This window comes from Sphaerisporangium sp. NPDC049003, assembly GCF_043197795.1.
Classification (GTDB): Bacteria; Actinomycetota; Actinomycetes; order Streptosporangiales; family Streptosporangiaceae; genus Sphaerisporangium.
In genome coordinates this window covers 76506-102750 of sequence record NZ_JBICTU010000018.1, presented here as the reverse complement: position 1 = coordinate 102750, position 26245 = coordinate 76506, and the positions used below count along the sequence as shown (strand labels likewise).

Here is a 26245-nt window from a genome sequence, read left to right as displayed (position 1 = left end):
CACTCTCAGATGATGTGGCCTATATGTGCAAGTGTTACCCAAACAGGTAGGCAGATTGACTAGCGATCCTGGGTCACCAGGGGTAATCCTGTACAGCATGACGATTGACGAGCTGGACGTACGGCTCATCTCTCTTCTCGCCTCCGAGCCGCGCGTGGGGGTCCTTGAGGCGTCCCGGCGGCTGAGCGTGGCGCGGGGCACGGTCCAGGCGAGGCTCGACCGGCTCGTGGAGAGCGGTGTGATCACCGGGTTCGGTCCCGACGTCGACCCCGCCGCGCTGGGATACCAGGTGACCGCGTTCGTGACGCTGCAGATTCGGCAGGTCAGCGGCCATGAGCCGGTCGCGAACCTGCTCGCGGCCATCCCGGAGGTGCTGGAGGTCCACACGATCACCGGGGGTGGTGACATGCTGTGCCGGGTGGTCGCGCGGAGCAACGCCGACCTCCAACGGGTCATCGACCTGATCGTGGACGTCGAGGGGGTGGTGCGCACGTCGTCGGTGATCGCGCTGGACACCCCCGTCGCCTACCGGGTGCTGCCCCTTGTCGCCGGCACTCCGCGTCACCGCGACCGCTAGCGGTTTTGTACGAAGACGTGTTTGTACGAAGACGTGGCAATCGGCAGGTCTGTCCCGTACGCAGATCAGGGAAGCCGCGAGCATGTCCCATACCCGGACCTGGAAATCTGCGAGCCTGTGCCATGCGGAGATCGTGGGATCACTCGACGAGCGCAGCACCGGTATCTATCGTTTACTGTGGACGATCCGCCCAGCTTACGGGGGTTTGCTGAGCAGTAGATCGGGGGTTGAGCCGTGCGGGACGAAGGGAAGAAGCGCCGGTCGAGGCGTCGTCTTCTCCGCCGATTCCTCATCGCCGGTGGCATCGCCGTTCTCGGCATCGCCGCGATGGTGGCCGTCGTGTGGGTTCTCACGCCGATCCCCGACACCACCCAGAAGCTCGCGACCGCGCAGGGCTCGCTCATCTACTACCGCGACGGCAAGACGGTGCTGGCGCGTCAGGGCGTGAACCGCAAGAACGTCCCGCTCGAAAAAGTGCCCAAGGCAGTGCGCGATGCGGTCATCTCCATCGAGAACCGCACGTTCTACCAGGACCAGGGCGTGTCTTTGCCGGGTACGGCCCGAGCCATGTGGTCGACCGTCACCGGCAACCAGGTCCAGGGCGGTTCGACGATCACGCAGCAGTTGGTGCGCAACTACTACAGCGGGCTCAGCCAGGAACGGTCGGCCACGCGCAAGTTCAAAGAGATCATGATCTCGTTGAAGGTGGATCGCTCCAAGTCCAAGTCCTGGGTGCTTGAGCAGTACCTCAACACGATCTACTTCGGCCGGGGCGCCCACGGCATCCAGGCCGCCGCGCAGGCGTACTTCAGCAAGGACGTCAGCAAGCTGACCGTTTCGCAGGGCGCCTACCTCGCGGCCGTGATCCAGCAGCCGTCGCGCTTCGCCTCGCCCAAGGGCGCCGACCTCGACGCCGCCAAGGCCCGCTGGCAGGCCGTGGTCTCCGCCATGGTGCAGACGCGCACCCTCGACCCGTCGGAGGCCGCGACGCTGACCTTCCCCAAGCTGGCCAAGCAGAAGAACCCGCTCTCGGTCAGCGGCCAGAAGGGCTACATCCTGGCCCAGGTGCGGGCGGAGCTGAACCGCCACGGCTACAGCGACGAGGACATCTACCAGGCCGGACTCAAGATCACAACGACGTTCGACAAGGGGCTCATGGCCATCGCCGAGCGTGCGGTCGAGGAGACCCTGCCCCCGGACACGTCCGGCAAGGTGCGCACCGGCCTCGCCGCCGTCGACCCGGAGACCGGTGAGGTCGTCGCCTTCTACGGCGGCAAGGACTACACGGAGAACCAGTACGACAACGCGTTCTCGGCGAAGGTCCAGGCCGGGTCCACGTTCAAGCCGTACACGCTGGCCGCCGCGCTGGAGAGCGGGCTCGACCTGAACACGCGGGTCAACGGCAACTCGCCGATACGGGTCGCCTCGGCGAAAGACCCGATCCCCAACTCCGGCGGCACCTCGTACGGCTCCTCCATTGACCTGGTCGAGGCGACCCGCAACTCGGTGAACACCGCCTTCGTCGACCTCGCGCAGAAGGTCGGGCTGAAGAAGGTCGCCAAGGCCGCCGAGGCCGCGGGCATCCCGGCCGAACAGATCGCCAAGCAGAAGGACTACCCGACCTTCCCGCTCGGCACCGCGTCGGTCAGCGCCGTCCAGCAGGCCTCGGGATTCGGTACGTTCGCCGCCAACGGCGTTCACAGGGAAGCGCATGTCATCCGCTCGGTGACCGACGCCAAGGGCACCATCAGAAAGTTCACCGTGGTGGGCGTCCGCGCGTTCAGCGAGCGTACGGCCGCGGACGCGACGTACGCCATGGAGCAGGTGGTGGAGGGCGGCACCGGCACGGCCGCCCGGTTGTACGACCGCCCCGTGGCGGGCAAGACCGGCACCAGCGACTCCTCCAGCTCCGTCTGGTTCGTGGGGTACACCCCGCAGCTCTCGACCGCCGTGAACATGTTCCGCGACGACAACAAGACCGTGAGCGTCCCCGGGTACGGGGCGCTGTTCGGCGGCTCCCTGCCCGCGCAGGTCTGGCGGGCGTTCATGTCGGAGGCGATGTCGGGCAGGCCGGTCAAGGACTTCCCAGGCTCCACGTCGTACGACCCGTACTACAACGACTGGAACGGCGGCTTCAACGGCAACGGGTGGGGCGGCAACGGGAACGGCAACGGCTGGGGCAACAGGAACAATGGGACGCCTCGGGGCGACCAGCCTCCCGCGAACCCGGACCCACGCCAGTCCGACACCCCGCCCACGTCGAACCCCGGCCCCACTGGCAACCCCGACCCCAACCCGAACCCGAACCCGAACCCGAACACCAACCCGAACACCAACCCAGACGGCAACGCCCCTCCGCCTCCCGACACCCAACCTCTCGAAACCCCACCTCCACCGGGCTGAGACAAACGTCCTTCTCCCATGCGTCACCGCCGCGGGTGGTGGTCCGTTCGCCGCCCACCCGGTTCGTTGCCTTCCGCTACGCGTGTTGATGTTCGGTCATGTCTGGTGGTGACGGGGCTTTCATGTGCGGGCGCGCGGGGTCTGGGCGGAGGGGGGCCGGTGTAGGTGTAGGTCCACCGGTCTTTTCCGGTGCGGTGGCGCTGGTAGCGGCCGGGGTGGCGGTAGCGGTCGCGGTTGTGGAACTGGCAGGCCGGACCGAGGTTGGTCAGGTCGGTAGGCCCGCCCTGGGCCCACCCGTCGGCGTGGTCGATCTGGCACATGGTGGCCGGCAAAGGACACCCGTCCACCCAGCAGGTCGCGTACCGGGCGATCACCGCTCGCCGCTGGGCAGGAGTGGCAAGCCGCACCCGCCGCCCCATATCCAGCACCTGACCCTCGGCATCCATCACGATCCGCACCAACGCGGACGTACGCGCCAGGCGGTGCACATCACCCACGGGCAGCAACTGTCCGGTCGCCGGCAGCAGGGCTGGAAGCCCGCGATCAGCCCGCTGCCCACACCGGCCGCACCCGCGTTCGGTAGGCCTGAGCGGTTCGGGTGGTTCGGTGGGTTCGGTGGGTTCGGTGGGTTCGGTGGGTTCGGTGGGTTCGGTGGGTTGGGTTGCTCCGGTGGGTTGGGTGGGCTCGGGCGGCTCGGCTGCTCCGGCGGGCAGGGGCCGTTCGGCTGCTCCGGCCGGTTCCGTATGGCCCGGGGGTCCTGCTGGTCTGCGTGTGGATGCTGTGGATTTCGCCGGCTGGTTGTCTCTACCTGTGGGGTTGAAATGATCGGTGGACACGGGGTTGGCGTGGCGGGTGGACGCGGGGTTGGGGTGGTCATCGGGTAGGGATGCGGCGTTGACGAGGACCAGGAGCTCGGTGGCGGTCTGCTGTTCCAAAAGGGCGATGAAAGCATCAGCGTTGCGTACCCTGAGCGGGCGATCATCGCCCTCGGCCCGGGGTCTGGCGTAGGCGTCCAAAAGGGTCTTGAGCCGGGCGGCGGCCTCGCGCGGCAGCCGGAACTCCCCCTCCATCCCACCCGAAGCACTCGGACGTACCAACAGGAACCGGGCCGCGTAATCGGCTTCGGCCTCGTCGGCGGTTCCGTCGGGGACGAGCACTTCACGCAGGTAACGTCCCGCCTTGGCCACCTCGGCAGGACTCGCCTCATCAGCCAGACCGAGCAGAATCGGCTCGGCCACCTGCGCCTGGTCGTCGGTCAGATGCGCGGTGGCCGTGCAGATCACCGACACCATGCCCTCGGCGAGGGTTCCTGCGGCGAACCGGGCCCGCACGACCGGCAGGCGCGCCAACTCCACCGCCAACCCGACCAACTGCCCGGCACCGGACATGCTCATCCCGCACGCCGAACGCAGCCACGTCTTGGTCGAGGCGTGCCCCAAGCTCCGGGCCTCACCCGCCGCGTGCACTCGACCCACCCGGGCCGCGATCGCCGAGATCAGCCGATCGCGCGCCACCGCCAGATCTTCCACCTCAGCAGCACAGATCGCCGGTGACTCCGGCACCGGCGCCACCGCCAAGGCCTCGGCGGCCTCCCGTACCCGCCCCACGAACACCCACGACGCTCGGCCGCCATCGCGACCGTCGGCCTGATCATCGGTATCCCCGTGGTCATCGGCACCGGTAGAGCCGTCCCGCAGGCCACCCAGCTCTGAGTTACCCAGGCCCGGGTCATACGGCTCCCGGCCGCTGCCGCGCGGGCCGTGGTCGCGGTCGTGCTCGCACTCACCCTGCCGGTCATGCTCGTGCTCGCGGTCATGCTCGCGGTCATGCTCGCGGTCGTGCCAGTCAAGATCTTTCCGGTCGCTGGTGTACGGATCCCTGCCATCGGGTTCGGCCGCATCGCCTGAATCTTCGGCGTGGAGGTGATCCTGCTCGGCTGCTTCTCGCGCGTGAAGGTCGTGCAGCGCATGAAGGTCGTGCAGCGCGTGAAGGTCGTGTGCGGCGGAGCCATCGCTGGACCAACCCGAGGAACGCGCCACCACCGCCTCCCACCACTCGGGGCCAAGCATCGCTTCGCCCGCCGAGCTCGGCCACGGGTGCGAGCGGCCGAGCCTGGAGACATCCGCCACCCGCCATCACTCCCCATGAATTCGAAAGCCTGTACGAATGTTTTCATATTCCAGAGTCACTCGCAACCCGATTCCCACCACAGAAAAAATGTGTGAAATAAGAAAACAAATCACGATTGTCACAAGGAAATCAATTGTCGGAATTGGTGGTATTCGAACTAGATCACCTTGGTCCGGGCCGTTAGGACGGAGTCATGCCGCCGCCCACCCCGTTTCGTCACCGGGGGATGAGAAAGAAGTACGTACTGCGGGGCGTCCACGAAGGCTCACCCGCGCCTCGCCGACCCCCGTACACACATAGCCCGATCGGGGCAAGACGGTAACAAGACAAAGGCCCCAGCCGGGCGGAGATCGCCCATCCGACCCGCGCGAGCGTAAGCGATCACCACAGACCACGGGGCCAGGAGGAGGACACTGCCGGCAGGCGAAGCCGGCGGGCTCAGCGAGTGATCGAGGTACGGAGTTCCCTTGTCAGGGCCGCGGGGGAGGTTACGGGGGCCTGGCAGGTGAACCGGCGGCAGACGTAAGCGGCGGGTTGGCCGTTCACCAAACCTCGGCCCTCCATCAGTGGGACGTTTCCGTCGCCGAGGGCGATCACTGTCCCGGGGGCGCCGGCCATCAGGGCGGCGCGGTGCAGGGCGGTGGTGCGCGGGTCGTCCAGAGGGCCGGTGATCGCGACCTCCACAGGCCCGGCCAGCGCGGCCTCGGCGACCGCGAGGCCCCAGCCGGCGAATCTGGCGTGCTTGTCGGCGAGCACCGACACAGTGCCGATCGCCGCCTCGGCCGCCTCCCGGTGGCGCTCCGACCCGGTCAGGGCGCCGTACGACAGCAGTGCGCCCGCCGCCGCGAACTGCCCGGACGGCGTGGCGTTGTCGGTGGGATCCTGGGGCCGCTGGAACAGCCGTTCGCCGTCGTCGGCGGTGTCGAAGAACCCTCCTGACCCGTCCGGGAACCGTTCGAGCACCGTGTCGAGCAGGGCGCCCGCGAGCTCGAACCACCGGGACTCCCCGGTGACCCCGTACAGGGTGAGGAACCCTTCGGCGACGTCCGCGTAATCCTCCAGCACCCCGGCGTTGGACCCGGCCCGGCCGTCGCGCGAGGTGCGTGCCAGCCGGCAGCCCTGGAGGTGGACGTCGGCCAGCAGCTCGGCGGCCGTACGCGCCGCGTCGACGAGGTCGCGGCGGTCGAACAGGGCGCCCGCCTCGGCGAGAGCCGCGATGGCGAGCCCGTTCCAGGCGGCCACCACCTTGTCGTCCCTGCCGGGGCGTACGCGGGACGAGCGGGCGGTGAGCAGCTCCGCGCGCACGTCGTCGGACAGCGCGCGGTCGGAGGGGTCGGTGAGCAACTGGAGCACCGAGGCGCCGTGCTCGAAGGTGCCCGCGGCCGTCACCTCGAACAGCGACGCGGCCCAGGCGCCGCGCTCCTCGCCGAGCACCTCGCGCAGCTCCGAGGGCGTCCAGACGTAGAACTTGCCCTCCACGCCCTCGCTGTCGGCGTCGAGCGCGGAGGCGAAGCCGCCCTCGGGGGTGCGCATCTCGCGGAGCAGCCAGTCGGCGGTCTCCAGGGTCACGCGCCTGGCCAGGGGAGCCCCGGTGGTCCGCCACCAGTGGGCGTAGACCCGTAGGAGCAGGGCGTTGTCGTAGAGCATCTTCTCGAAGTGGGGCACCACCCAGGCGGCGTCCACGCTGTAGCGGGCGAAGCCCCCGCCGAGCTGGTCGTACATGCCGCCGCGGGCCATGGCGCCGAGGGTCTTCTCGGCCATCTCCATGGCCTCCCGGGTGCCGTGCCTCAGCAGGAACTCAAGGACCATCGACGGCGGGAACTTCGGCGCCCCGCCGAAGCCTCCACGGACGGGGTCGAAGGTACGGGCGAGATCGCGCACGGCCCGCTCGGTCGTCTCGGCGGTCGGCAGGAGCCCTCCCGCCGGCGCGGAGCCCTGGCTGAGCGCCTCCACCACCTTGGACCCTTGGGAGAGCACCGCCTCGCGGTCCTCGGTCCACGCCTGGGAGACACCGGCCAGGAGCCGCTGGAACCGCTGCCGGGGGAAGTATGTGCCGGTGTAGAACGGGTGACCCTCGGGCGTGGTGAACACGGTCATCGGCCAGCCGCCGTGGCCCGTCATGGCCGTGGTGGCGTTCATGTAGACGGCGTCCACGTCGGGACGCTCCTCGCGGTCGACCTTCACGTTGACGAACCGCTCGTTCATCATCTGGGCCGTCCCCGCGTGCTCGAAGGACTCGTGGGCCATCACGTGGCACCAGTGGCAGGCGGAGTAGCCGATCGAGACGAGCAGCGGCACGTCCCTCCTGCGGGCCTCCGCGAAGGCCTCCTCGCCCCATTCGAACCATTCGACCGGATTATCGGCATGCTGGAGCAGGTAAGGGCTCGTCGCGTCCTTCAAGCGGTTCATCGAGATCTCCCTGCGTACGCGGTGCGTACATTCTCGTCGCGTGAGGTGCGCAGAGCTGCGCGCCACCGTTTCTACCCGCACGGCAATCCTCACACTAGGCCGGGCGCCGCCCGCCGCGAAAACGAGTCGCTCGCCGCCCCGCGTGGAGTGGCTCGCCGCCGCGAAAACGAGTCGCTCGCCGGCGCTCTAGGGCATCGGTGAAGGTCGAGAGAATGGCGAAGACGGCACGCGTTCATGGATGCGCGCCGTCTTCGGAAGTCTTCGGGCCGTGAGGCGTCAGGCCGTGGCGGTGACCAGCCAGGCGATGCCGAGCAGCACGACGACCGGGATCAGCCACATCACGGCCTCGACTGCGAATTCCTTGTACATCGTGAACTTCTCCCTCTGAATACCTGCTGAGCACTGAGTACCTGCTAGAGCACCTGTCACGCCGCGAATGGCGCGCCAAGCAGCTTAACGGGCGTCGAAGACAGCCTTGACCAGGCAACCAGCGCACAAGACGCTTCCCGGCCTACGTGTCGAACAGGTGCGCGTTGACCTCGAGTACCCGGGAGGCCAGGGCGGCGATCTCGATGACCTCGACGCCCGCCTCGCGCAGCGTCTCCACGCCGGTGCAGTCGACGAAGAGGTCCGGCTCGCGCCACGCGAACACGGCGCGGCGGATGCCGGCGGCGAGGATCAGCTCGGTGCAGCTGCGAGGGCGTGACGCCCGCGTGGTGCAGGGTTCGAGGGAGCTGTAGATCGTCGCCGAGGCGAGCCGGGGGTCGTCGCGGGAGATCTTGGCCAGGGCCGCCTCTTCGGCGTGGTCGTGGGGGTCGCCCTCCCGGGAGTACCCGGTGGCGATGACCTGGCCCTCGGCGTCCACGACGACGGCCCCCACGGCGAACGCGGTGGCCGAGGCGGGACACAGGCGCGAGAGCTCGACGGTCCTGTCCAGCCACCGCCGGTCCACGTCAGCATGAACCTCAGTCATGAAACACCTCGGTCATGGGACTCCTCAGGCTCGCCGGAGGCCGGGGGAAGATAGCGCAGGAGCACCACGTCGCCGATCGGGCGGGCCTCGGCGAGGCGCATCGGGTTGGCCGGGCCGTACGGGAAGGGCCCGTCGCCGACGAAGCGGGGAGCGGAGGCGTCGCCGACGAAGAACGGGGCGACCACGAGGTGAAGCTCGTCGACGAGCCCCGAGCTGAGGAAGAGCGTGTGGACGGCGCCGCCGCCCTCGACCATGAGCCTCCGTACGCCACGCGCGGAGAGGTCGGCGAGGATGCCGGGGAGGTCGAAGGGGTCCCCGGCGTCGACCACGGTGGCCACGTCGGAGAGGCACTTGCGAGCCCTGTCAACGCATGGGGCCGCCGCGTACACGATCTTCTCGACGTCGCCCAGGGAGAAGAATCGGGAGCCGGGATCGAGGTCACCGCCGCCGGTCAACGTGACCTTGAGCGGGGTCTCGCCGAGCCCGCGCCGCACGCGCTCCGCACGGCGGTCCGCCGAGCGGACCAGAAGCCGGGGGTCGTCCGCGCGGACGGTGCCCGCGCCGACCAGGATGGCGTCGCACCCGGCCCGCACCTCGTCGACACGATCGAAGTCGGCCGCGTTGGACAGCGCGAGCGGTTCGCCGGAGGCGTCGTCGATGAAGCCGTCGATCGACATCGCGACCGACAGCAAGATGTACGGGCGCTCAGCCACCGAGGGTCTCCATGACGTCCATCATGCCCCCGGCGCCCAGGCGCCGAGCCCGACCGGCTATCGCCGCCCCCGCGAGGGGCGTACGGATCCCGTCAAGGCCGTTCAGACCACCCCAAGAAGGAGTTGGGACCGCCCGGGGACGGTCTTGCCCATCTGGTGGTCAGGCCGCTCGAAGTCGGCCCTGTCCCGTCTGGTGGTCAGGCCGCCTGGGGAGCGGCCTTCTCGATCCAGACCTGTACGAGGCGCACGACCAGCGCCTCTACCAACATCACGGCCGCCTTGGCCAGCACAGAGGCAAGGAAGTTGTACACCGGAACCTCACAGTAGGGGTGTTTTGACTGCTTTATACAGCATTGAGGATCGGTGTGACTATATATCCAGATTGAAGTGTCTGTTTGGTGAACGGTCAGTGACCGTTCCCTTCGGGCGGATTGATCAGTCGGCCCGCCACCCCCGCCACGGTTCCGCTGCCCAGCCCGATCGCCCAGCCGAACGGCCCCACCGGCCGGCATCCGAAGAGCTGGCTGAGCCCCGGAGTGGAGACGACCACGAACAGGCACGCCAGGGACACCGAGGCGGCGGCCATGACCGTGCGGTCCCTGCCGCCGACCATCAGGGTCTGCACCAGCTGCGCCGACACCAGGCCGATCAGGCCAACGGTGTCGGCTCGCGCCTCCGTGCCGGTGGCCCGCCCGAGCACCCAGGCGACCGAGGCCGCCGCCGCCGTGGTGGCGGCGCGCCCGTAGATGTCCCTGGTGAGGGCGGCGCCTAGCGACGCCTCCGGCCCCTCCAGCAGCAGCCTTTCCGGGCTCGTGGCGCTCGGCGGCCTGATGGCGATGGCCAGGGCGGGCAGCATGTCGGTGAGCAGGTTGACCAGCAGGAGCTGACGGGCGTTCAGGGTGTTGCGGCCGGCGAACAGGTTCGACCCGACCGTGAACACGATCTCCCCGAGGTTGCCGCCGAGCAGGATGCCGAGTGAGTCGCGGACGGAGCTCCACATCGCCCGCCCCTCGACGATGGCCTCGACGATCGTCTCGATGCGGTCGTCGGTCACGACCACGTCGGCCGCGGCGCGCGCGGCCGGGGTGGCACGCGAGCCGAGAGCCACCCCCACGTCGGCGAGCCTGATGGCCGGGGCGTCGTTGGCCCCGTCACCGGTCACGGCCACCACCTTGCCCGCCCGCTGGAGGCCCGCGACGATCCGCGCCTTGTGCGCCGGGGTGACCCGCGCGAACACCGACACGTCCGGCAGCACCTCGGCCAGCGCGGCGTCGTCGATCACGTCCAGCTCCGGCCCGGTCATGACCCGCAGCCCGTCGAGCACGTTCAGCTCCGCGGCGATGGCCTCGGCCGTGCTGGGATGGTCGCCCGTGATCATCACGACCCGGACGCCCGCGCGCACCAGCCGGTCCACGCTCTTCGCCGCCGTCGGCCTGACCGGATCGGCCAGGCCGAGGAACCCCAGGAAGCACAGCCCCTCGACGCGGGACTCGTCGAGGTCGCGATGGCTCGTCGCGGAGCGCTCGGCGACGGCCAGCACGCGGTAGCCCTGCTGGGCGAGCCGGTCGACCTCCTTGGTGAGCGCCACGGCCGCGTCCTCGTCCAGGGGCTCGACCTCGCCGTCGCTCAGCAGGGTGGTGCACCGGGTGAGCACCACCTCGGGAGCCCCCTTCACGCTGAGCAGATGCGGGCCCCCACCGCCGGGCAGGGTCGTCCCCGGCTTGCCCGGTGTCCCGAGCACGGCGTGGTAGCCCCGGGCCGACTCGAAGGGCATCTCGTCGATCCGCAGCCAGGTGCCCAGCCCCTCCGAGGGGACCACCCCGAGCCGCTCGGCTCCCTCCACCACCGCGCGGTCGGTGAGGTGCGGGACGGCCCGCTCCCCGCCGAGCTGGGGCCCCGCCCGCAGCGCCGCCGCGAGGATGTGCCGGAAGTCGTCGGGCAGGCCCTCGACGGGGTACTCCAGGCGGCCGTCGGAGACCCGGCCCAGGCTGATGTGCCCCTCGGTGAGAGTGCCGGTCTTGTCGAAGCAGAGTACGTCCACCCGTCCGAGCGCCTCGATGGTCGACGGGTTGCGCACCAGCGTCTCGCGGGTCGAGAGCCGCCTTGCGGCCGCCAGCTCGGCGACCGTGGCGATGAACGGCAGGCCTTCGGGGACGGCGGCCACGGCGAGGCTCACGGCCGGGGCCAGCGCCGAGGCGAGGGTGGAGCGGCGCAGCAGGTTGGTGACCATCAGCATCGCGCCGGAGCCGACGGCGACCGGCATGATCTGGCGGCTCAGGGCGCGCAGCCGCAGCTCGACGCCGGTCGGCGGAGCCTCGCGCTTTCCGAGCTCGGCCGTACGGCCCGCCTCGGTGGCCGTTCCGGTGGCGACCACCACGGCCTGGCAGAAGCCCGCCGCGATCGTCGTTCCCTGGTAGACCATGGAGCTGCGGTCGGCCACCGCCGGGGCGGGGGTGGGCTCGGGCGACTTGGTGACGAGCTGCGACTCGCCGGTGAGAGGCGCCTCGTCGACTTCCAGCGCGCGTGACTTGAGCACCCGGCAGTCGGCCGGCACGGCGTCTCCCGCCCGCAGCTCGATGACGTCTCCTCGTACGAGGTCGTCGGCGGTGGCGTCCACGGACCCCTGCGGGCGGCGCACCCGTACGGGGACGGCGGTGGCGTCGGTCAGGCGGGTCAGCGCCTGGTCGGCGTTGGTCCGCTGCGCGCCGCCGATGAGCCCGTTGACGACCAGCACCCCGCCGATCAGAGCGGCGTCCAGGGCGGATCCCATGGCGGCGGACACGCCCGCGGCGGCGGCCAGCACCGGGGTCAGCGGGTTGGCCAGCTCCTCGGCGGTCGCGCGGAGCAGCGAGGCGCCCCCGGTCTCCTGCGGGGCCGGGACGGTCCTGCGGCGGGCGGCCTCCGCCTCGCTCAGCCCGGCCGCCGTCGTGGACAGGCGGGTCAGGACGTCCTGAGTCGGCAGCGCGTGCCAGGGCGTGCGGTCGGCGCGCTCCGGCAGCCCGCCACGGCCGAGGTCGCGGCCCGACCACGCGCCCGTGGCCAGGGTGACCAGCGAGGTGCAGTCGCCGACGAGCTGCACCCGGCGCACGGAGCCCTCGGCGCGCCCGAGGACGGTGAGCGCGCCTCCCAGCACGGCTCCTGCGGCGGAGACCTTCACGCTGCGATCACTGGTGGTCCTGGCCTTGTGGAGGGACCTCAGCAGCACGTGGGCCGCGTCGGGACCGCCGATCACGTCCGCGTCCCACGGCGGGCGTCCCGAGCGGGTGAGCACGCCGATGCCGAGGTCCGCCTCGCGCAGCCCGCGCCGGGAGCGCTGCGTCACCACGGCGACGCCGTGCCCGTCCGCCTGCAGCGCCCTTACGGCCTGAGGGAGCCGGGCGCCCCCCTCGACCAGCCGCTCGGTGCCGAGCCGCCACGCGAGGTCCGGGTCGCCACCGGCCATGACCACCTCGCACGCGTCGCCGGCGGCGCCGACGAGCGCCTCGGCGAACGGATGGACCTCGCGGACCACGCCGACCAGCGCGACCGCCTCGCCCCGGTAGGTCACGGTGACGGTCCGGATCCCCTTCTCCCGCCAGTGCGCCGCCTGGGCGGGGACCGTCTCCGGCGATTCGGCCGCCCATTCGCCGTGCCTCCGGCGTACGGTCGCGTCCGCGCCTTCGAGCAGCGCGTAGACGTGGGCGTGCAGTTCGCCGGGGTCCAGATAGGCGGCCGGGGGCAGGACGATGACCTCATGGACGGTCCAGGTGCCCATCGTCAGGGTGTCGGCGTCGAACACCACCGTGTCGATGCGGTCCATGCAGCGCATCGCGTCGCGGTCCAGGACCAGGGCGCCCCGCCGCGCGACGGCGATGCCGACGGCGCTGACGAAGGCGTCACGTCCGAGCCGGGCCGCCTTGGGCGTCCCCGCGACCAGCATCGCGAGCGCCCGCTCCTGATCGGGGCTGACGAGCGCGGTCACGCCGTACGAGGCGAGCGCGCCGACGCTGACGGTGTCCGCGTAGCGCTCGATCGGGCCGTACGGCACGGGACGCGGGCGCTGGGTGACGGCGGTCCTGATGTGGCGGTAGCCGCCCTTCCGGGCGGTGAACTCCTCCTCCCTCGCCGTCCACGCCCGGCGTGCGACCGTGGCCTCGGCGAGACGGCCGGCCGCCGCCACCGAGTCGATGAACAGGCCGAGAGGGCGCATCGCGAGCGTCTGGGCGGCGAAGCGCGTCGTGGCGAACACCATGTTCGCGGTGGGCCGCCCGACACGACGCTCCAGCTCGTGCCGTACCCGGGGGGTGGACTCCGCGAGCTGGAGGAGGGCCGGCAGCGCCGCGGGCGCCTTGGTCACGCGCGTCACCTGGCCGAACAGGGTCGCGCCTACGCCCACGAGGCCGGCGCCCAGCTCCACGAGCGCCCGGGCCTGGTTCTCCAGCGCGTGCCGCGCCGGGTGGCCGTCGCCGTCCTCCTCCGTCACGTCGAGCTCGTCCACGATCGTCAGCAGCTTTCCGACGTCCGCGGAGTCGGTGTCGCACTCGATGAAGACGAAGCCGAGCGCGCCGTTCACCTCGGCACGACGCGCGCCGCCGAGGTCGACCAGGCCCTCTTCGAGCGCGCGGGCCTCCCGCGAGGTCGCCGGGCCGCCGACGTTCCACAGCTGCACGCGGAGGCCTCCCGCGAACGTATGGACCTGCCGGGGGCAGGGAAGCAGGCCGCGCACCGTCTCGGGCAGCAGGGACGTGAGAAGACCTACCGGACCCCTGAGGTCTCGTAGCGGGAACAAAACGCCTCCAGGGAACCGGGTGCCGACAAGATGATCAGACCGCGTGGCGTGCGGTCTGATCATTCGACCCTAAGTATGCCCAGGTCAGGCGGTTGAACGCCTCTCTGACGTGGTTGCCGTCGTCTGTGCCGATCCGGCACGCGCAGGAGTGGATCGGGCGGCAGCGGATCGGGTGGCGGTGGATCGGGCGGTGCGCGACGTCGACCGCGCGGGCGTCCTGGTGGACGTCGACGAGGACGACCGGGACGTCCTGGAGGACGCCGGAGTCGACGCGCGTGTTGACGAGCGTGAAGAGGCCGCGCGTGTGGAGGACGCGCGTGTGGACGACGCCCTGGCGGCACGTGTCGTGGCCCTGCCGGACGTGGACGCCCGGGACGGCCGTGCCGCGGCCTTGGACTCCGGTTCGGACTTCTGGGCGGAGGCGCAGGCCCGTGCGGCCAGCATGGTCCCGGCTCCGATGGCCGCGGCCACCGGCCACTCCATCAGCCCGAGGGCCGCGAGCAGGCCCAGCCCGCCGTAGTAGGCGATGCGCTCGGGCGGCGGGAAGAACGTCTTGGCGGTCTCCATGGCCCTGTCCATCTCCTGTCCACGACTGCCGGACATGCCAGGCATGCGGGACATCCCGGGCATGCGAGGCATCTTCGGCATGTGCGGGCGGTGGACGTGGAAGCTGACGACAGGAGTGTCGAGCTGGATCAGATCGCCGTCGGAACTGGATGTCGGTCGTGTGCGATCTCGGCTCACGCGCGACGTCTGGGTCATGGTCATGGCCCCTCCTCGGGTGCGAAGCAAACTCCTCTTTTCACCCTTTGCCCACTTCAGAGGTCATCACTAGGGCCTTTCGTCCCGTCCTGACCTGTCGTCTCGCGGACAGCGGACCGGTCCACCCCGCCCGTCACGGCGTGCGGGGGATGGTCACGCTGTCACCTTCGTGGACATGGGCGTAGGCTCACGGGGCGTGAGCATGGATCTGGACTTCGTCAGCGAGCACGCGGGCAGGCCCGCGGCCCGCCTGACCCGGCGAGATGTCGCCCGGGCACTGCTCGCGCTGCCAAGTGGCCAGGCACTGGTGGCGATCCCCGATCTCCGCCGGGCGATGCTGGCGGCGGGCAACCCCCTGTCGGCCGCCTTCTGGGAGTCGGCCAAGGCCACGCTCACCGGCATCGAGGCCGGCGTGGCGACGGTCGGGGACGTCCAGCGGTGGCTGGAGTCGACCGGCACCGAGCCGATCCTCATCACCCGAAGCTATTTCGTCTGGCCCGAGGAGGGCGAGCGCGGCCCGGTCGCGGCGGAGCTCTACGAGCGGCTCGTGGCCCATCTGGAGCAGCACGTGACCGGAGGGGAGATCGAACCCGACCGGCTCGTGGCGGGCGACTCCGAGGCCCGCGAGGTCTACGAGGGGATCCAGGACCGCTGGCTGTCCACCGCGCTTCCGGACGGGCGGGTGCCGAGCATCGCCGTGGGCGACGAGCTCGACGAGGGGTTGTTCGCCTCCTGGGACGAGGAGGAGGCGTTCGCGCTCAGCGAGCTGCACCGCGTGCTCGCCGACCTGCCGGAGCCGCCGTGCCCCGAAGACGACCTGGAGACCTCGGCCCGGCGGCTTCGCGCGGTCCTGGCCGAGCAGGGATATCCGGGCAGTGTGCTCAAGGCCTGCGCGGGCCTCGAAGACGGCCCGCTGCCCGAGAGCGACACCGAGCTGTGGCTCATGGTGGCGGCGGGCATCGCCTCGCCGGTCTCCGACCTGCAGGACGAGGACGAGCACCAGTTCTGGGACCTGGAAGGCGAGCTGAGCCAGGAGGACGCCGCGCTGGCCGCCATCTGCACCATCCACCACGCCGACTGGCTCGCCGCCGTCATAGCGCTCGCCCGGCGAGGCCCCGGAGTGCTGGCCTCGCCCGAGCGCATCGCGAGGTTCGTCGCCGAGTCCGAGGACATCGACGTCGAGATGGACGACCCCGAAGACCTGGAGACCACCGAGGCGCTGTTCACCTCGGTCACGCCGCTGTGGCAGCGGCTCGGCATCGTCGACGAGAAGGCGATCCTCACCCCGCTCGGCTGGTGGGGACTGCCGAAGGCGCTGGAGCGCGCCTGGGCGCCCGAGTGACGCGTCAGCCGGTGGGCTCCGCCACGTCCGGCCGGGTTCCGGCCACGAGATCGCGGTATTCGGGGTGGCGCTCGATGTAGCGGGCGACGAAGGGGCACCGGGGCACGACCGACACCCCTTCGGCACGCGCCGAGTCGAGCGCGTAGCGGACCAGGCGGCTTCCGAGCCCCTGTCCCTCGAACGCGTCGTCCACCTCGGTGTGCGTGAAGACGAGCCGACCGGTGAGCCGGTGGTACTCCGCGAACCCGCCGAGCCGGCCGTCGACCGTGATCTCGAAGCGCTTGGCGTCCGGGTTGTCGGTCACCTCGACCGCGTGGTCCATGGGGGATTCCTCTCAGTGGACCTCGGCGCTCAGCGGGTCCCGTTGGGTCGTGGGTGGGCTTCCTGATCATCGGTCTCGGGCTCATCGGTCACCGGCTTGCCCAGATCGGCTTCGCGGGGAACCTCGATCTTGGAGATCTGCCTGTTCATCGACTTCACCAGGAAGTAGAGCGCGACGCCGATCGCGGCGACCACGAGGAAGCCGACGAGGCCGGGGCCGACGGGAGACGCCGGAGCGGCGACTCCCGGCAGGGAGGCAACGGCATGTGCGGTGAAATCAGTCACCTGTCAAGTCTGCCACCAGGGGGCCGCAGCCCCGGCGGCGGCAGGCTGGTGACCTGCCGCCCGGGGCGTCGCCGTCACTGGTGAGCGCGTGACACCTCGCCCGCGTGGATCCCCGTGAACAGGTCGTCCTCGGGCAGCGCGGTGTCGACCAGCGACCGGGCGAGGTGGTAGTCCTCGGTGGGCCAGATCTCCTGCTGCAGATCGCGCGGGCAGACGAAGAAGAAGCCGTCCGGATCGATCTGGGTGGCGTGCGCGAGGAGCGCCAGGTCGCGGGTCTCGAAGTAGTCGCCGCACGGCACGCGCGTGGTGATCTCCCACTTCTGCGGGCGGTCCTCCCAGCGGGCGATCCAGTCGCCGTACGGAGATCCGATGCCCCGGTCGGTCATGGCCTGGTGGAGGGCCTCGAACCGCGCGCGCGTGAAGCCCATGTGGTAGTAGAGCTTCAGCGGCTGCCACGGGTCGCCCGTGCCGGGGTAACGGTCGGGGTCGCCGGCCGCCTCGAAGGCCTCGACGGAGATCTTGTTCGTCATGATGTGGTCGGGGTGCGGGTAGCCGCCGTCGTCGTCGTAGGTCAGGATCACGTGCGGCTTGAACGCGCGCACGGCCGCGACCAGCGGAGCCGCCGCCGCCTCCAGCGGCTGGAGCGCGAAGCACCCATCGGGCAGCGGTTCGCTGTCGTCCTCGGGCAGGCCGGAGTCGACGAAGCCGAGGAAGCTCTGCTCGACGCCGAGGATCTCACGCGCCTTCTCCATCTCCTCGCGTCGCACCTCGGTGATGTTCGCGAGGATGTCGGGGCGCTCCATCTTGGGATTCAGGATCGAGCCGCGTTCGCCGCCGGTACACGTGCAGACCAGCACCTCGACGCCCTCGGCCACGTAGCGCGCCATCGTGGCGGCTCCCTTGCTCGACTCGTCGTCAGGGTGCGCATGTACGGCCATCAGCCTCAGCGGTGCACTCACGGCTCGGTTTCTCCTCAGGTGTCCAGAACAGCTCCCCGGAGAGGCTAGTTTCTCCTGGGGCGACGCGCGGGGCGGAGCCCTCGCAGGGGACAATCGTCTCGTGCAACGACGAGGGACCGCTGGGAGATTCCGCCATGACCGATAGTGGTGTCGGTTCGAGCGCGCCCGGGCCGGTCCTCGGGACCCCGGAGTCCTTTCCGGACCGGGAAGGACGCTTCGGACGGGGCGGGAGATCCATTGCCTTCCTCATCATCGGGATCTTTATCGCGATCGCGATGGGCGGCTGGGGTTACGTCATGATGTCCGCCAAGGGAAATCCCGACGTGATGACCGAAGTGATCGCTTTCCAGGTGGGCGGACCGAGCTCGATCACGATAACCTTCCAGGCACACAAGGCCGCCGACCGGGCGGCGGTGTGCAAGCTGCGGGCCACCGACACCGACCACGTCGAGGTGGGCACCCGCGATGTCACGCTCCCCGCGGGGCAGGCCGACATCCAGCTGACGGAGCGCCTTGCGACCAGCGCTCGGGCCACTTCGGGCCACGTGCAGTACTGCTATCTCGTACAATGAGACTTTTGGGAAAGCGTTCGGGCGGGTTAATTTGTTAGTCTCCCCGAATTCGAACGCTCGCAACTCTCACGAGTACGCAAGGAGAACCCGTGGTCGACTCCCGCGAAGAGAACGTCACCTGGTTGACGCAGGAGGCGTACGACCGCCTGAAGGCGGAGTTTGAGTATCTCTCGGGGCCCGGGCGTGTCGACATCGCCAAGAAGATCGAAGCCGCTCGCGAAGAGGGAGACCTCAAGGAGAACGGCGGGTATCACGCCGCCAAGGAGGAGCAGGGCAAGATGGAGGGCCGCATCCTCCAGCTCCGCCAGCTCCTCGACCAGGCGAGAGTGGGGGAAGCCCCGCGTGCCGAAGGCGTTGTCGGCCCCGGAATGACCGTGACCATACGGTTCGACGGTGACGACGACGAAGAGGTGACCTTCCTGCTGGCCTCCCGCGAGGAGAGCGGCGCCCCGATCGACGTCTACTCACCCCGCTCTCCGCTCGGTGCCGCGATCAACGGCAAGAAGATCGGAGAGAGGGCCACCTATACGCTGCCGAACGGCAGGCAGAACACCGTGGAGATCCTCGAGGCGGTGCCGTACATCGGCAACTGAGCACCGCGCTCGACACCCACGTCCGACCCCATGACATGATCCGCCGGAGCGCCGCTTCGGCGGATCGAGGCTGATTAAGGGAGAATCACCGGACATCGGCGTCGGAGTACAGGACAATCGGGCACTGACGGGGACGACGTACGCCTGGCGTGCGAGACTGCTCAACGCGAGATACCAGGGCGAAAGGGGTTGAAGGTGCTCGATCGGCGACCACCTGGCACGACCGTCGTCCGAGAGAGCCTCACCCGAGGCCTGAGCGGTGTCCGCGACTACCTGGGCGGCGCGCTGGCGGAGGCGCGTGAGGATCTCGGTTACCGCCCGCCGCCCCACCCCGGGCGTCGCCGGCGCCCGGTGCCGCGGATGCTGCGCCGGGCCGTCCCGGTCATCGCCATCGGGCTCGTCACGGTGCTCGCCGCCGACCTCATGGTCCTCGGGGAGCTCGGGCAGCGGCGGTCGCAGGTCGCCGAGCCTGCCCCGCGCCGGCAGATCCAGAGTCGCGAGACCGGCTTCGTCGCGGCCGCCAGGGACCTGCCCGCCCCTGCCGCGCAGGCGCAGGTGGCGCCGTTGGGTGAGCTGCGCAAGCCGCACCTTTTCGTGGTCGCGCCCCGCCCGTTCTCGGCCGCCGCCGTCCGGCGGGTCAAGTCCCGCAAGGGAGTCAAGGCGGTCGAGGTCGTCAGCGCCGCCGACGTCATGATGGACGGCAAGCGCGTGCAGACCATGGGGGTCGACCCCTCGACGTTCCGCGCGTACACCCCGCGCGCCACCGCACGGTCCGACGCCCTGTGGAACAGCGTCGCGGCGGGCGACATAGCGGTGTCCTTCACCCTCGGCAGCGACGGCGGCGTCGCCCTGGGCTCCACCGTCAACGGAGGCGGCCGGAAGCTCCGCGTCGGCGCATACGCGACGGTGGGCATGGGCCTGATCAACGCCGTCGTCTCCCAGCAGGTCGCGACGTCGCTCGGCATCCCTGAGCGCAACGCGCTGGTCGTGAGCGCGCCCGGCGTCGACTCCGCGCGGCTGCGCCTGACGCTCTTGAAGATCCTTCCTAAGGGCAGCCAGGTCGCCTTGATCAACCCGGTGCTCACGCCGCCCGCCCAGGCGCGCACCACCTGGCCGGTCAGCTCGTTCATGTCGGCCGACCAGCTCCGCGTGGCCCTCACGGCCGCGGTGAGCAAGCTCGGCAGGCCGTACGTCTGGGGCGCCGAAGGGCCCGACACCTTCGACTGCTCGGGCCTCGTGCAGTGGGCGTACGCCCAGGCCGGGGTGACCATGCCCCGGGTGACCCACCAGCAGTGGGTCACGGGCCCCCAGGTGCCCCTCGCGCAGGCACAGCCCGGAGACTTGCTGTTCTGGCGTAACGATCCGACCAACCCCGGCTATATCTCTCACGTGGCGATCTACTGGGGCGACGGCAAGATGCTTCACGCCCCCCACACGGGTGACGTCGTGAAGATCGCACCCGTATACACCAAGAATCTCGCCGGAGTCGTCCGGGTGAGCCCCTGGGTCGCCGCGCGGGTGCGCTGACCGCGCCTCGGCGGCCTTTCCCGCGAGCCGCCCGCCGCCCTCCCCGGGTACGCTGACCTGCGCGTCCGTCTCACGGATGAGTCGCAATCACCCGCGCGAGGGACGCCCCGCGCTAGCTCGCCCCGTTAGGTTCCCTCTGGGGAGCGGGGCACATAAGGTGCTCCGTGCTACACAAAAGGGTGGGATTCGCATGAGCAAGATGCGTACCTCCATCGAGGACATCGCGGCCTTCGGCCCCGAGCTCGACGAGGCTCAGCTTCTTCAGGTCAGTGGCGGCGCGAAGAGCCAGGTCATCGAGATCCACGGTGGCCACAGCCACACCTCGGGGGACTCCAACTGATGGACGCGGGGGCGCGGCCGACCGTCGCGCCCCCGCTCCCGCGGGAGGCTTGCCATGATCCTCGTACTGACCTGCGCTGGTGACGACCACGCCGACCGGGTCGTCGAGTTCCTCACGGCAGGCGGAGCCGACGTCGTCGTCTTCGATCCGTCCTTCTACCCCACCGAAGCCCGCCTGGAGATCAGCCACTCGGGCACCGGCTCGACGGCCCGCGTGCTCCACGCCGGTGGCCGCCGGGTCGTCCTCGACGAGCTGACGGCGTTCTGGTACCGGAGGCCGCTGAACCCGGTCACGCATCCCGAGGTCGCGCCCTACGCTTACGCGGGCTACATCCAAGACGAGCTCCGCGCCGTCTCCGACAGCTTGTGGGACAGCCTCGACTGCCTCGCGGTCCCCGCGTCCCGGCCCGTCATCGACCGCGCCGCGCGCAAGCCGTACCAGCTCGAACGGGCCCGCCTGCTGGGCTTCGAGCTTCCCGAGACCCTGGTCACGACCGACCCCGGGACGTTCCTCGACTTCTACGACCGGCACGAGGGACAAGTGATCACCAAGCCGGTGCATGGCAACCGGCTGGAAGGCCAGGGAGAGCGGTTCGGCCGGTTCGCGGCGCCCGTGTCCACGGCCGACACCGGATACGCCGACGCGCTGCGCTACTGCCCGGTCATCGTGCAGGCCTACGTGCCCAAGCGGGTGGAGATCCGGGTGACCGTGGTGGGGGCGGCGGTCTTCGCCGCCGAGATCCACTCCCAGGTGAGCAACCACACGAAGTACGACTGGCGGCACTACGACCCGGGCGCCACGCCGATCCGGGCCCACGACCTGCCCGACGAGATCTCCCAGCGCTGCGTGGCGCTGGTCGAGCGGCTCGGGCTGACCTATGGCGCGATCGACCTGATCCTCACGCCGGACGGCCGCTACGTCTTCCTTGAGATCAATCCGAACGGGCAGTTCCTGTGGATCGAGGCCGCGACGGGCCTGCCCATCAGCGCCGCGATCGGTGACCTGCTCACCAGGGGAGAGAAGTGACGGTGGACGCGCGGACACTGGCCGACGCGGTCGGCCTTCTCAGCGGCGGCACGGCCGAGCGGGACCTCGCGGCGTTCCGGGCCGTTCACCCCGAGGTACGGGCGCGCCTGATCAGGCAGCGGGAGGAGTACGACGGTTCGCTGCACCACGCCCTGCTCGTCAAGGACGGGAGCGGCGCCACCATCTCCCTGTCGTGGTGCCCCGAGACCGCCCTGCCGTGGCCGCTGCGGGGCGTCCACCGGGCCGCCGAGCATCTGCTGCTCCGGGTCAACGGCGTCGACACCCCGGTCGCCAGGGCCATCGCGTGCCTGGACTTCATCTGGGACGAGTCCGCGGTGGCCGACCGGCTCGTCACCGACAGCCTCGTACGAGAGGCCCTGGAGGAGTCGCCGGAGCACTTCACCGACGAGGAGCTCCAGAACGCGATGAACGCGTTCCGCCGGGCCCGCGGGCTGCTGACGGGCGAGGCGACGCGGGAGTGGATGGACCGCAACGGCATCTCCCACCCGGAGCTGGAGGAACTGGTCGCGACCGAGGCGGCGGTGGCGCGGTTGCGCGCCCGGGTGGCCGCCGGGCACGTCGAGGAGTGGTTCGCCGAGCACGGCCACGAGCTCGACGCCGCCCGCGTCGTGCGGGTGGCGCTGGACGCCGGCGAGGAAAGCGGGGCCGAGCCCCCGGCGGAGCCCGGGGACTTCCTCGTGGCCGCCGAGCGGGCGTTCGCCGCGGGCACGGCCATGCCGGGTCCGATCTTCGTCACCCTGCGCAGAGGAGAGCTGAGCCCGGAGGCGGCGAGCCAGGTGTTCGGCGCCGAGCCCGGCACGGTCGCCGGCCCGGTCCGTACCCAGGACGGCCTCATGCTGTTCAAGGTCCTGGCCGTGGTGCCCGCCGTCCTCGACGACGTACGGGACCAGGTCGAGCGGCGGATCTTCGACGAGTGGATCGAGCGGCGCAGGGGCACGGCCAAGATCGAATGGTTCTGGGGCACCACCGACCGCACCAGCTCGTCGACGCCACTCTCGTAGCCCGCCGCGCCACCGGCCCGGCCCCGTCCGAAGGCCCATGACGCCGGCCGCCGCGGGGCCATCCTAAAGTGGCAGCCCTTCCTCCAGCAGGACCAGCGCCTCGTCCATCAGGCCGATGAGCCGCTCCTCGCCGTCGGACCTCACCCAGCGCTCGACGGCCGCGATCCAGCCGCCCACGACCGCGCCGGTGAAGACCCGTACCGCGAAATCGTCGGTGGAGCGGCCGGTGCGCTCGGCGATGGCGGCCGTCAGCATCGTCATCGTGGCGATCTGCCCCTCCATCTGCCGTGCTCGCAGTGAGGGGAGCGACCAGACGAGCTTGACGCGCTGGAGGATCGTCTGCTCGTCGTAGGCGAGCACCTCGCCGTAGACCAGGCGGACGGCCTCGCGCAGCGCCGCGAGCGGCGACAGCGACGCCGGCTGCTCCAGGAACGCCGAGGCGAGCAGCGGGTCGTAGTCGTCCTGGATGACGACGTCCTCCTTGGTGGGGAAGTAGCGGAAGAACGTGCTCGGCGAGACCTCCGCGGCCTCCGCGATCTGCTCGATCGTCGTGTTCTCGTACCCCTGCTCGACGAACAGCCGCAGTGCCTGTTCCCGGATGGCCAGCCGGGTCTTGGCCTTCTTGCGCTCGCGAAGACCGCATTGCTGTTCGATGCGCGGAGGTGAGCTCATCTTCCGATTCTCGCGTGCCGAACCTCCCAAGGTCTCGCTTCGCCCGTGCCGAGTTCGGAGCTCGCCGTGCCGGTTCGGGCCTGTCCGTGCCCGGATGGGCTGCGCCCCTTGAAGCTTCTAGGTATAGGTGTAATCTCAATTACATGGAAACAGATGAAGCAGTCATCATCTCCTGGTTCACCGGCCGTCTGCCGCAGGAGTGGTTCTCCGGGCGGCACGAGTTCGTCCTCGACCGCGAGGAGATCGCGGTGGTCGGCACGCTTCCGGTGCCCGACGCGCCCGACGCGCCTGAAGGGGCCGAGAGGGCCGCGCTGCTGGACGGCCTCGTCCAGCGCTTCAGGGAGGAGACCCGCGAGCGTCGCATCGAGATCGCCCGCGAGGCCGAGCACCGGTTCCGCCGGAAGGTCTCATGGGGTGTGTCCCTGGGCGGCGAGACAGTGATGTTCACCACGCTTTCGATCCCGGTCATGACCCGTCTGCGCCAGCAGGAGCGGCGCGTGCTCGACACACTGGTCGCGGCGGGCGTCGCGCGCAGCCGCAGCGACGCGCTCGCGTGGTGCGTCCGGCTCGTCGGCAGCCACACCGACACCTGGCTCGCTGACCTGCGCGATGCGCTCCAGCACGTCGACCGCGTGCGTTCCGAGGGCCCGGAGATGAATGCGTAGATTGGCCTAAACCAATTCTTTAAGAGGCCTAGACCATTCGAATTGGCCTATACCAATGTTTGCCCGGCGCCAGGTGGGTAGCACCCCCGCCGGCCGGGGTCGTCTCTTTTATCTCGGTCAACTGTGGGTAAACTCCCACGAACCATCGCGGTCCCTGCCTGCCGTGACGTCGTACGCACGGGCAGCGGACAGGGGCCACGGCGGCGCACCGAATTCACGAGCGTGAAACAGCGGCGAAATGGGAAGGGCAGATCTTCTGATTTTAGGAGCTCTTGCACTTCCGTTTTACCGACTGGTCTACGCCAATTGGATTCGGTGCGGTTTGTCGTTAATGATGTTTGGCCTGAGAGTAAGGAGCCGGCCCCGTGTCAGTTTCCATTGAGATGACCGCCCCGACGACTCACGCCGAGCTGGTCGCGTGGGTCCGGGAGATCGCCGAGCTGACTGGTCCCGATCGCGTCGAGTGGTGCGACGGTTCGGAGGCCGAATGGACTCGCCTCACGAACCTGCTGGTCAAGCAGGGCACCTTCACCCGCCTCGCCAAGCGGCCCAACAGCTTCCACGCGGCGTCGGATCCCACGGACGTGGCACGGGTCGAGGACCGCACCTTCATCTGCTCCGAGAATCCCGAGGACGCCGGCCCGACCAACAACTGGGTGGCCCCCGAGGAGATGCGCGAGACTTTCGGCAAGCTCTTCAGCGGCTGCATGCGCGGGCGCACGATGTACGTCGTGCCCTTCTGCATGGGCCCGCTCGGCGGCGAGATCTCCCAGCTCGGGGTCGAGATCACCGACTCTCCGTACGTCGTCGTCTCCATGCGCGTCATGACCCGTATGGGCGAGCAGGCCCTGCGGCTCATCGAGGAGCGCGGCCATGGACACGGCGAGTTCGTCAAGGCCGTCCACTCCGTGGGGGCCCCGCTGGCGCCCGGCCAGGAGGACGTCCCCTGGCCGTGCAGCGCCACCAAGTACATCAGCCACTTCCCCGAGACCCGTGAGATCTGGTCATACGGCTCCGGGTACGGCGGCAACGCGCTGCTCGGCAAGAAGTGCTACGCGCTGCGCATCGCCAGCGTGATGGCCCGTGACGAGGGCTGGCTCGCCGAGCACATGCTCATCCTGAAGCTCACCCCGCCGTCCGGCGAGCCCCGCTACGTCGCCGCGGCCTTCCCGTCCGCCTGCGGCAAGACCAACCTCGCGATGCTCCAGCCGACCATCCCTGGATGGAAGGTCGAGACGGTCGGAGACGACATCGCCTGGATGCGCTTCGGCGAGGACGGCAGGCTCCACGCCATCAACCCCGAGGCCGGGTTCTTCGGCGTGGCACCGGGCACCGGCGAGTCCACCAACGCCAACGCCATCAGGACCCTCTGGGGCAACAGCATCTTCACCAACGTCGCGCTGACCGATGACGGCGACGTGTGGTGGGAGGGGCTGACCGACGAGCCTCCGGCGCACCTCACCGACTGGAGGGGCCGCGACTGGACCCCCGCCTCCGGCGAGCCCGCCGCCCACCCGAACGCCCGCTTCACGACCCCGGCGGCCCAGTGCCCGACGATCGCCCCCGAGTGGCGGGACCCCGCGGGCGTGCCGATCTCGGCGATCCTGTTCGGCGGGCGCCGCGCGACGGCCGTACCGCTGGTGACCGAGTCGTTCAGCTGGCGGCACGGCGTGTTCCTCGGGGCCAACGTGGCCTCGGAGAAGACCGCCGCGGCCGAGGGCAAGGTGGGCGAGCTGCGCCGCGACCCGTTCGCGATGCTGCCCTTCTGCGGGTACAACATGGGCGACTACTTCGCCCACTGGCTCAAGATCGGTGAGACGGGCGACGCGAGCAGGCTGCCCAAGCTCTACTACGTCAACTGGTTCCGCAAGGACGCCTCCGGCCGGTTCCTGTGGCCCGGGTTCGGCGAGAACAGCCGCGTGCTCAAGTGGATCGTCGAGCGCCTGAACGGCGAGGCGGAGGCCGTGGAGACGCCGATCGGCCTGCTCCCGGCCGAGGGCGCGCTCGACACCGAGGGCCTCGACGTCTCCGAGGCCGACATGGCCACCCTCATGTCGGTCGACCCCGAGGTCTGGAAGGAAGAGGCCGCGCTGATCCCGGAGCACTTCGAGACCTTCGGCACCCACATGCCCAAGGGACTGTGGGACGAGTACCACTCCCTGGTGAGCCGTCTGGGCTGATCCCCG

Annotated in this window: 21 protein-coding genes; 12 read left to right on the top strand and 9 right to left on the bottom strand. The window is 70.0% G+C overall.

Annotation, left to right across the window (positions count from 1 at the left end; genetic code table 11):
• The first annotated feature begins 97 nt into the window (after positions 1-97).
• Positions 98-577 (top strand): Lrp/AsnC family transcriptional regulator, encoded by a 480-nt coding sequence (locus ACGFIV_RS20890; RefSeq protein WP_358546057.1) that lies wholly within the window; start codon positions 98-100, stop codon positions 575-577.
• 234 nt (positions 578-811) lie between these two features.
• Positions 812-2980 carry a transglycosylase domain-containing protein gene (locus ACGFIV_RS20885; RefSeq protein ID WP_358546059.1) on the top strand — a complete coding sequence of 723 codons (2169 nt, stop codon included), beginning with the start codon at positions 812-814 and terminating at the stop codon, positions 2978-2980.
• Positions 2981-3003: 23 nt separating this feature from the next.
• On the opposite strand, the gene ACGFIV_RS20880 is transcribed toward ACGFIV_RS20885, so the two are convergent.
• From ACGFIV_RS20880 to ACGFIV_RS20860, 5 genes are all read right to left on the bottom strand, one after another.
• Positions 3004-5109, bottom strand: a complete 2106-nt coding sequence (locus ACGFIV_RS20880) for a DUF222 domain-containing protein (RefSeq protein ID WP_392836984.1) — start codon at positions 5107-5109, stop codon at positions 3004-3006.
• A gap of 439 nt (positions 5110-5548) precedes the next feature.
• Positions 5549-7519, bottom strand: coding sequence for a thioredoxin domain-containing protein (locus ACGFIV_RS20875; protein WP_392836982.1), 1971 nt, complete (start codon positions 7517-7519; stop codon positions 5549-5551).
• Positions 7520-8030: 511 nt separating this feature from the next.
• Entirely contained in the window at positions 8031-8492 is a 462-nt protein-coding gene (locus ACGFIV_RS20870; protein WP_358546067.1) for a deaminase, read from the bottom strand.
• On the bottom strand, positions 8489-9205 hold the full coding sequence (locus ACGFIV_RS20865) for a dihydrofolate reductase family protein (protein ID WP_358546070.1): 717 nt from the start codon (positions 9203-9205) through the stop codon (positions 8489-8491). Before ACGFIV_RS20865 ends, ACGFIV_RS20870 begins: the two co-directional genes overlap by 4 nt.
• 406 nt (positions 9206-9611) lie before the next feature.
• Positions 9612-13853: an HAD-IC family P-type ATPase gene (locus ACGFIV_RS20860; RefSeq protein ID WP_358546073.1), complete on the bottom strand. Its 4242-nt coding sequence runs from the start codon at positions 13851-13853 to the stop codon at positions 9612-9614.
• Between the two features lie 310 nt (positions 13854-14163).
• On the opposite strand from ACGFIV_RS20860, the gene ACGFIV_RS20855 reads away from it, so the two are divergent.
• Positions 14164-14493, top strand: coding sequence for a hypothetical protein (locus tag ACGFIV_RS20855; protein WP_358546075.1), 330 nt, complete (start codon positions 14164-14166; stop codon positions 14491-14493).
• 444 nt (positions 14494-14937) lie between these two features.
• Positions 14938-16077 (top strand): hypothetical protein, encoded by a 1140-nt coding sequence (locus ACGFIV_RS20850; protein ID WP_358546273.1) that lies wholly within the window; start codon positions 14938-14940, stop codon positions 16075-16077.
• Between the two features lie 4 nt (positions 16078-16081).
• On the opposite strand, the gene ACGFIV_RS20845 is transcribed toward ACGFIV_RS20850, so the two are convergent.
• The 3 genes from ACGFIV_RS20845 to mca form a co-directional block, all read right to left on the bottom strand.
• Entirely contained in the window at positions 16082-16399 is a 318-nt protein-coding gene (locus tag ACGFIV_RS20845) for a GNAT family N-acetyltransferase (protein ID WP_358546077.1), read from the bottom strand.
• Between the two features lie 29 nt (positions 16400-16428).
• Positions 16429-16683: a hypothetical protein gene (locus ACGFIV_RS20840; protein WP_358546079.1), complete on the bottom strand. Its 255-nt coding sequence runs from the start codon at positions 16681-16683 to the stop codon at positions 16429-16431.
• A 74-nt stretch (positions 16684-16757) separates the two neighbouring features.
• On the bottom strand, positions 16758-17642 hold the full coding sequence (mca, locus tag ACGFIV_RS20835) for a mycothiol conjugate amidase Mca (RefSeq protein ID WP_358546081.1): 885 nt from the start codon (positions 17640-17642) through the stop codon (positions 16758-16760).
• Between the two features lie 134 nt (positions 17643-17776).
• Between mca and ACGFIV_RS20830 the strand changes: the two genes are divergently transcribed.
• The 6 genes from ACGFIV_RS20830 to ACGFIV_RS20805 all read left to right on the top strand — a co-directional run bounded on the left by ACGFIV_RS20830 (position 17777) and on the right by ACGFIV_RS20805 (position 22722).
• Positions 17777-18214, top strand: a complete 438-nt coding sequence (locus ACGFIV_RS20830; protein WP_358546084.1) for a DUF4307 domain-containing protein — start codon at positions 17777-17779, stop codon at positions 18212-18214.
• 89 nt (positions 18215-18303) lie between these two features.
• The gene (gene greA / locus ACGFIV_RS20825) at positions 18304-18807 is read left to right on the top strand and encodes a transcription elongation factor GreA (RefSeq protein ID WP_358546086.1); all 504 of its coding nucleotides are present in this window, start codon (positions 18304-18306) and stop codon (positions 18805-18807) included.
• Between the two features lie 195 nt (positions 18808-19002).
• Positions 19003-20334: an NlpC/P60 family protein gene (locus tag ACGFIV_RS20820; protein ID WP_358546089.1), complete on the top strand. Its 1332-nt coding sequence runs from the start codon at positions 19003-19005 to the stop codon at positions 20332-20334.
• Positions 20335-20524: 190 nt separating this feature from the next.
• Positions 20525-20674 (top strand): hypothetical protein, encoded by a 150-nt coding sequence (locus tag ACGFIV_RS20815; RefSeq protein ID WP_358546091.1) that lies wholly within the window; start codon positions 20525-20527, stop codon positions 20672-20674.
• A gap of 54 nt (positions 20675-20728) precedes the next feature.
• Entirely contained in the window at positions 20729-21700 is a 972-nt protein-coding gene (locus ACGFIV_RS20810) for an MvdC/MvdD family ATP grasp protein (RefSeq protein ID WP_358546093.1), read from the top strand.
• 2 nt (positions 21701-21702) lie between these two features.
• On the top strand, positions 21703-22722 hold the full coding sequence (locus tag ACGFIV_RS20805) for a TIGR04500 family putative peptide maturation system protein (RefSeq protein WP_358546096.1): 1020 nt from the start codon (positions 21703-21705) through the stop codon (positions 22720-22722).
• Positions 22723-22785: 63 nt separating this feature from the next.
• On the opposite strand, the gene ACGFIV_RS20800 is transcribed toward ACGFIV_RS20805, so the two are convergent.
• Complete coding sequence (locus ACGFIV_RS20800; protein WP_358546098.1) at positions 22786-23394, bottom strand: TetR family transcriptional regulator; 609 nt, start codon at positions 23392-23394, stop codon at positions 22786-22788.
• A 143-nt stretch (positions 23395-23537) separates the two neighbouring features.
• On the opposite strand from ACGFIV_RS20800, the gene ACGFIV_RS20795 reads away from it, so the two are divergent.
• Positions 23538-24059 carry a hypothetical protein gene (locus ACGFIV_RS20795; protein WP_358546101.1) on the top strand — a complete coding sequence of 174 codons (522 nt, stop codon included), beginning with the start codon at positions 23538-23540 and terminating at the stop codon, positions 24057-24059.
• Positions 24060-24442: 383 nt separating this feature from the next.
• Positions 24443-26239: a phosphoenolpyruvate carboxykinase (GTP) gene (locus ACGFIV_RS20790; RefSeq protein WP_358546276.1), complete on the top strand. Its 1797-nt coding sequence runs from the start codon at positions 24443-24445 to the stop codon at positions 26237-26239.
• Positions 26240-26245 lie beyond the last annotated feature (6 nt).

Excerpts from the sequence above, each read along its gene's own strand:
- ACGFIV_RS20890 (WP_358546057.1), top strand. The coding sequence starts at position 98 with ATGACGATTGACGAGCTGGACGTACGGCTCATCTCTCTTCTCGCCTCC.
- ACGFIV_RS20875 (WP_392836982.1), bottom strand. The coding sequence starts at position 7,519 with ATGAACCGCTTGAAGGACGCGACGAGCCCTTACCTGCTCCAGCATGCC.
- ACGFIV_RS20870 (WP_358546067.1), bottom strand. The coding sequence starts at position 8,492 with ATGACTGAGGTTCATGCTGACGTGGACCGGCGGTGGCTGGACAGGACC.
- ACGFIV_RS20850 (WP_358546273.1), top strand. The coding sequence starts at position 14,938 with ATGGATCTGGACTTCGTCAGCGAGCACGCGGGCAGGCCCGCGGCCCGC.
- ACGFIV_RS20845 (WP_358546077.1), bottom strand. The coding sequence starts at position 16,399 with ATGGACCACGCGGTCGAGGTGACCGACAACCCGGACGCCAAGCGCTTC.
- ACGFIV_RS20830 (WP_358546084.1), top strand. The coding sequence starts at position 17,777 with ATGACCGATAGTGGTGTCGGTTCGAGCGCGCCCGGGCCGGTCCTCGGG.
- ACGFIV_RS20815 (WP_358546091.1), top strand. The coding sequence starts at position 20,525 with ATGAGCAAGATGCGTACCTCCATCGAGGACATCGCGGCCTTCGGCCCC.
- ACGFIV_RS20810 (WP_358546093.1), top strand. The coding sequence starts at position 20,729 with ATGATCCTCGTACTGACCTGCGCTGGTGACGACCACGCCGACCGGGTC.
- ACGFIV_RS20800 (WP_358546098.1), bottom strand. The coding sequence starts at position 23,394 with ATGAGCTCACCTCCGCGCATCGAACAGCAATGCGGTCTTCGCGAGCGC.
- ACGFIV_RS20795 (WP_358546101.1), top strand. The coding sequence starts at position 23,538 with ATGGAAACAGATGAAGCAGTCATCATCTCCTGGTTCACCGGCCGTCTG.
- ACGFIV_RS20790 (WP_358546276.1), top strand. The coding sequence starts at position 24,443 with ATGACCGCCCCGACGACTCACGCCGAGCTGGTCGCGTGGGTCCGGGAG.